Source organism: Marinomonas sp. AWM4_232 (assembly GCF_056158325.1).
The window spans coordinates 1-6,459 of sequence record NZ_JBSWTA010000003.1 but is presented as its reverse complement, the minus strand read 5'-3'; the positions used below and the strand labels follow the sequence as shown (position 1 = coordinate 6,459).

Annotated in this window: 7 protein-coding genes and 1 pseudogene; 7 read left to right on the top strand and 1 reads right to left on the bottom strand. The window is 41.0% G+C overall.

The window, feature by feature from the left end; genetic code table 11:
- Nucleotides 1-19 precede the first annotated feature (19 nt).
- Nucleotides 20-820, bottom strand: a complete 801-nt coding sequence (locus ACXAC1_RS19770) for a CRISPR-associated endonuclease Cas3'' (RefSeq protein ID WP_475063919.1) — start codon at nucleotides 818-820, stop codon at nucleotides 20-22.
- 170 nt (nucleotides 821-990) lie between these two features.
- Between ACXAC1_RS19770 and ACXAC1_RS19765 the strand changes: the two are divergent.
- From ACXAC1_RS19765 to ACXAC1_RS19735, 7 genes and pseudogenes are all read left to right on the top strand, one after another.
- Nucleotides 991-1,945 (top strand): annotated as a pseudogene (locus ACXAC1_RS19765) (SPFH domain-containing protein).
- Between the two features lie 8 nt (nucleotides 1,946-1,953).
- Complete coding sequence (locus tag ACXAC1_RS19760) at nucleotides 1,954-2,406, top strand: NfeD family protein (protein ID WP_194441332.1); 453 nt, start codon at nucleotides 1,954-1,956, stop codon at nucleotides 2,404-2,406.
- 103 nt (nucleotides 2,407-2,509) lie between these two features.
- Complete coding sequence (locus ACXAC1_RS19755; protein ID WP_166340745.1) at nucleotides 2,510-3,346, top strand: patatin-like phospholipase family protein; 837 nt, start codon at nucleotides 2,510-2,512, stop codon at nucleotides 3,344-3,346.
- A gap of 88 nt (nucleotides 3,347-3,434) precedes the next feature.
- Nucleotides 3,435-3,794, top strand: a complete 360-nt coding sequence (locus ACXAC1_RS19750; RefSeq protein WP_475063918.1) for a hypothetical protein — start codon at nucleotides 3,435-3,437, stop codon at nucleotides 3,792-3,794.
- Nucleotides 3,736-4,281, top strand: a complete 546-nt coding sequence (locus ACXAC1_RS19745; RefSeq protein WP_475063916.1) for a hypothetical protein — start codon at nucleotides 3,736-3,738, stop codon at nucleotides 4,279-4,281. Before ACXAC1_RS19750 ends, ACXAC1_RS19745 begins: the two co-directional genes overlap by 59 nt.
- Complete coding sequence (locus ACXAC1_RS19740; protein ID WP_475063915.1) at nucleotides 4,268-5,635, top strand: hypothetical protein; 1,368 nt, start codon at nucleotides 4,268-4,270, stop codon at nucleotides 5,633-5,635. Before ACXAC1_RS19745 ends, ACXAC1_RS19740 begins: the two co-directional genes overlap by 14 nt.
- Before the next feature lie 194 nt (nucleotides 5,636-5,829).
- A partial coding sequence (locus ACXAC1_RS19735; RefSeq protein WP_475063913.1) for an MCP four helix bundle domain-containing protein occupies nucleotides 5,830-6,459 on the top strand: 630 nt, incomplete at its 3' end.

Sequence of the window (6,459 nt, the reverse complement as noted above, 5' to 3'; positions counted from 1 at the left end):
AAAATTACCTGTACTTCGTTCAGTTCGTCTTGCTAAGGTTAAGTTCCTCGTGCAGTGTCAAGAGATCAGCACCTAAGCGTTCGGGCTTATTATTTGGTTGTTCAAAATCAGCGCTATCTATTCTGTCAGCATCAATTAGGCAACTGAACAGCATTTTGGTAAACATACCAAGGTAGAAATCATGCTCAATTGCTGAAAGCTCGAACTTATCAAACATACCTTTAAGCTGTTGACTGCTTCGTAAAATAAACTCAAAACATGTAAGTGACTGCGCCTGCGTTAGTAGCTCTGGATCAGCATTTTTTATGCATTCATTTTGATGGGTAAGTTCATCAGACTTGTTTATTCGGCTTGCAAAAACATTCTCACTCTCTGACAAACTATCAATCAGCCCACTATGGTGTGACGCAATACATATACTTAGTGCTTGAGTAATAGCTAAGCTATAAGGAGCAAGCGATGGGTGTTGTTGTTTTATTTTCACGTAATGTGGAAAAAGTGAATTAATAACCCACTGTGATCCCGCACTTGAGTGATCAATTTTGCCTTTTAAGCTTTTGCTAGTAAGACTTTCAGCGCTTCCCTCGTCATTATCAGGATCATACTTTCCTTGCTCAGTAACAATAAGCTGCATATAGTTTTGAAAAGCACTGCTGTATTTTCCAAAATCATGCATTAATCCAATAAGATGACCTTGTTCAGCAAATCCTAACTTGTCAGCAAAAGTAGCAGCAAGTTCACCAACAGCAGTGAGGTGTGAGTAAACACTTTGGTGGGAACCATTATTAAAATCAGGGTGGGCTATCCATGTTTTTTTCATGACGTTTTGCAGTCCTTGCAAATTGGGTAACTATAATAACCTATCAAATCCCCTTTGTATTACAACATAAATTTTATACAACGTTAGCCTTATAAATCATTGGCGCAGGTTGCTTTGTGGTGGTAATCTGAGCTGTGAAAAATAATTTTAATTGTATCTAAGGAAAGTACATGGATCCCATTTCTAGCGTTTTAGACCTGTTGTTAAATGTAGAAGTCTTTCTTCTAATTTTTGTTTTAGTGCTACTAAAAAGCAGCGTTAAATTTGTACCACAAAACCGTGCTTGGTTAATCGAGCGTTTTGGTAAGTACCATTCAACTAAAGAAGCCGGCTTAAACTTTATTGTGCCATTTATTGACCGTATAGCCGCTGATCGCAGTTTAAAAGAACAAGCGCAAGATGTACCTTCGCAGTCTGGCGATCACGAAAGATAATATCTCGCTCATCGTCGATGGTGTGCTGTATTTCCGTGTGCTTGACCCTTATAAAGCCACGTATGGTGTTGATGACTATGTGTTTGCGGTTACTCAACTATCACAAACAACAATGCGCTCTGAGCTTGGCAAAATGGAGCTAGATAAAACCTTTGAAGAGCGCGACATGTTAAACACCAACATAGTTACCGCGATTAACCAAGCTTCTGAGCCTTGGGGTATTCAGGTTTTACGTTACGAGATTAAAGATATTGTGCCACCTAACTCTGTCATGGAAGCGATGGAAGCACAAATGAAAGCAGAACGTGTAAAACGTGCACAAATTTTAGAATCAGAAGGTGATCGTCAGTCTGCTATCAATGTGGCAGAAGGTAAAAAGCAAGCCCAAGTCCTTGCAGCAGAAGCTGAAAAAGCCGAGCAAATTTTACGCGCTGAAGGTGAAGCAAAAGCGATTATCGCAGTTGCTGAAGCACAAGCTGATGCACTTCGTAAAGTAGGTGAAGCCGCCGATACAGAGCAAGGCCAAAAAGCAATTCAACTTGACCTTGCTACTAAAGCTATTGCTGCTAAAGAGGCCATTGCCCGTGAGTCATCTGTAGTATTACTGCCAGAGAGTGGCACAGATGCAAGCTCGCTTGTAGCTCAAGGCATGTCTATTATTAACTCTTTGAATAAAAAGCAACAAAGTTAGGTGAGCTAATGGCATTTTTAGATACCCATTTAGCCGAAGCACTGATGATTATAGGTGTTATCGCGCTCATTGTTGAAGTTGCTGTACTAGGTATGAGTACTTATGTATTACTGTTTTTAGGCTTATCTTTATTTGCCAGTGGCTTACTAATGAATATAGGTCTACTTGATACGAGTTACACTACCGCGCTTTGGAGCAACATCGTGTTTACTCTTGGTTTTGCACTCGTGCTTTGGAAACCACTCAAACGCATGCAAGATAAAACCGATACAAAACCAATACAAAGCGATTTTGCTGAGCTCACCTTTGTCGTTAACGCTGATGTTGATGATAAAGGTTTAACCACGCATCAGTATTCGGGGATTACATGGCAATTAAAAAGTCACTTTCCCATTGCGGCGGGTAGCACAGTAAAAGTCACCGATAAACAAGTCGGTGTACTTTGGGTAGAGGCGATATAACTCAGCTAGCGTCAAACTTCACTTAGAGTCAAAACTCTATTTCGTTTTGTAACCGTGTTTGCTATGGTTAGAAGCATTCACGGTTACAAGCAAGGTTGCGAAAATGAACAATAACAGGGCTCTCGTTGTAGAAGGTGGCGCAATGCGTGGTATTTTTGCCACTGGCGTACTGGATTCTTTTATTCAAGCTAATTACCAACCTTTTACTCAATGCTATGGTGTTTCTGCCGGAGCCACTAACATTGCCGCTTATTTGTGCGCACAATACAAACGTAACCATGCGGTGATCACCGATTACTCTTGCAGACCTGAGTTCATCGACTTTGTTCGATTTATTAGAGGTGGCCACCTATTTGATTTAGACTGGCTGTGGCAAGAAACCATGCGTGATATTCGCCTTGATCTCGACACTTTCGAAAAACAAGCCAGTGAGTTTTATATTGTCACAACCAATATAAAAACTGGTCAGGCTGAGTATTTAAAAGCAAGTACAACACTTCTTGAAGAGCAATTAAAAGCCTCATGCGCACTACCCATTGCTTATAGAGAATTCCCCGTTATCGATAATTTACAACTCACTGATGGCGGCGTGGCAGATTCGATTCCAATTCGTAAAGCATACGAAATGGGCAATAAAGAAATCACCGTGATTTTATCTCAGCCTCTTGGCTATAAGAAAAAGCCTTCAAAAGCGCCGTGGTTTGTAAAACGTCTTTATAAGAACACCCCGGCATTAGCAGAAGCCACCTTAAGACGTGCAGAAAATTACAATCAAAGTATTGATTTTATTGCCAACCCACCAAGCGATTGTAAAATTAATATTATTGCACCACCACCCGACTTTGCTGTTGGTCGAACAACGAAATCATTTGAAAAACTCAGTGCAGGCTATGAAATGGGCTTAAATGCGGGCTCGCAATTTTTAACTCAAGGCGCCTAAGCTAACGCTTTAAAAATAGGCGCTGTTTTCAAGCGTTTTCGATGCCATTGGCTATACTTTAAAGAGTTACGTTAGCCAAGGATTGACCATGAAACTCTTCCTACCTTTTATCACTGCCTTCAGGGTATTAATACTCTCTTCTTTATGTTTATGTTCATTTTTTAGCAAAGCTATTGAGTGGCCTCAACAAGTAAAAACAACCCAAGGCACACTCATTGTTTACCAGCCACAACCCGAGAAACTAAACGGGAATACCTTAACAGCCCGTGCAGCAATGTCATTTTCGGTTTCCGGTAATGACGCAGTGTTTGGCGTATTTTGGTTTACCGCTAAATTAGATACTGACCGCGAAAACGATACCGTCACCGTTCGCAATATGACAGTCACCGATGTACGCTGGCCTGAATCCAAAAGATGCAGGCGAACAAAAATTTACTGCTGTCGTTAATGAAGCAATAAAAGCCAGCCAATTCGAAACCTCGCTTTCGCAACTCACCGCCAGCCTTGAAAGTGCAGAAGCAGCAGAGCAGAGTTTAACGCAATTAAAAACCGACCCTCCAACGATTATATTCAAAGAGCAACTGTCGGTACTGCTGAGTTTTGATGGTGAACCTAAGTTTAGTAAAGTTGAAAACAGCCAATATGAGCGTGCTTTAAACACCGCCATGACAGTGATTAAAGATAGCAAAAGCAAACTTTGTTATCTCACCGATGGGCAATTTTGGTATCAGGCAAAACAAGCCAAAGGGCCTTATGAATTCACTCAAACGCCACCTACCGAACTTGTAAAAATGCTCCCTAAAGATACTGAAAGTTCAGGTCTTAGTGCGCCACCAGCCATTGTTGTAGCCACTAAACCCACCGAACTTATTGCCACTGATGGCGCAGCTAAATGGAAAAGCTCTAACCGGTGGCGAGCTCATGTATGTGTTTAACACTGAGACACCGTGGCTACGTGAAATGCAAACGAATAACATGTATGTCTTGTTATCTGGGCGTTGGTATCGCGCAAAACAACAAACAGGCCCATGGACATTTGTTCGTGGCGATGAACTACCAGAGAGCTTTGCCAATATCCCACCTGAATCAGATTTAGCTGGCCTCAGAGTTTCAGTTGCCGGCACAGAAGAAGCTGACGAAGCTGTACTAGATGCAAAAGTGCCGCAAACAGCGGCTATCAGCCGTAAAGATACCAGTTTAACTGTGTACTATGATGGCAAACCTAAGTTTGAACGAATCCCGGGCACGCAAGTTTCTTATGCTATTAATACCGATGCACAAGTGCTGCAAATTAAAGGCAAATATTATGCAGTCGATAATGCGGTGTGGTTTAATGCAGATTCCGCACAAGGGCCTTGGCTTGTTGCTGATAGCATTCCAAAAGACGACATAGCAAAAATTCCTCCAAGCTCCCCCGTTTACAACGTCACTTACGTCGAGATATACGAGTCAACTCCTGAGGTGGTGTATGTTGGTTATTACCCAGGTTACATGTGGTCATACCCTTATTATGGCGTGCCAGTGTATGGAACGGGTTGGTATTACCCGCCATACTGGGGCGGTGGCTACTACTACCCTCGCCCACCGACTTGGGGTTTTAATATTGGCTATAACAACTGGACAGGTTGGTCGTTTGGCTTGAGCTGGAGCAATGGCTTTTTGAATCTAGGTATGAATTGGCATGTCGGCTGGCCAACAAATTACCGACCTTATCATTGCTGTAATGGCTGGTATGGCGGTGGTTACCGCGGCCCTGTTATTATTAATAATGGCAACATCAATATTGGTAACAAAATTAATGTCGGCCATAAACCTGGTCATCTTAATAAACAGCCAAGACATAACATTTATAAACGCGATAAAAGTAAATCTCGTCTAGCTTCAAAGCAGCAAGTGAAACGCGATTTAAAAACCGCCATCAGCCAACGCGATAAGGCAAACAACGTGTTTGCGGATAAAAATGGAAACGTGCTCAAGCATGATGCCGATAAATGGCAACAACGTGTTGAGGGAAAATGGCAAACATTACCTTCTGATAAACAGCAACAAATCAAAGATCGGGCACAAAACATTGACCGCCAGCAAGTGCAAAATAAATTGCAAAGCATAGATAAAAGTAAAGCGAAACAAGCATTACAGCAGCGTCAGCATATGCAAAACAGGCAGCAAAATCGTATGCAGCAATTAAATCGCGCGAACAGAGCACGTCAGCAAGGTATGCAGCGTCAACAAATGCGCCGTAATACACAAAGACAGATACCAAGGCAAATGCCTAATCGCGGCCATTAATGTAAAAATAGGAACAAAACAAAGCCAACGTGAAAATTGGCTTTGTTGCCTACAATATAAAGGCTGCATATGGTGACTTTACTAACTAAATGAGGTCTATCAAAAGAAAAACCCATCAAACAATTGCAAAAACTTGCTTAAAACCATTTCTCTATTAGTTTTAATAATAAGTCCCTACAAAAGTTTGCTCGCTCATGTTAAATAACTACACTGTTCGTACGAGATTAGCTGTCTTAGCTTTGTTACCAGTTGCTGTTTTTGTGATCACATCTATTTTCACGATGTCGATGATGTCTAATATGGTCAAAGGAATTGATAGTTTGTATAGAGACAGAGTACTTCCGTTAGAGCAAATAAAAACAGTATCGGACAATTACGCTGTTAACATTGTTGATTTATTTCATAAATACCGCGCTGATCAAATCTCCAAAGCTGACTTTCTAGCCGCAGTTGAAAACGCAAAGAATGTTGCTGACAATAAATGGAAAAGCTATTTAGCAACAAAACTCACTTCCGAAGAACAACGCTTAGTTAATATTGTTGAAAAGAATCTCTCTGTAGTCGAAAGTGAACTTAGCAGGTTTTTAAACCAAGTTAACAGTAACCAGCTAAAAGCGATCCCTAATGAGGTGTTTGTAAAAGAACTTTACGACGTGTTTGACCCTCTCAGTGAAAGTTATCAAGGTCTGATTAATTTACAGATCAATGAAGCCAACAAATTTAAAAATGCGGCAGATAAAGACTTTTCCCAAGTCACTATCGCAATGACAGCTTCGATAACTATTTTAATTATTATCTTGTTGTTTATCGCTTTTGTTATTTAT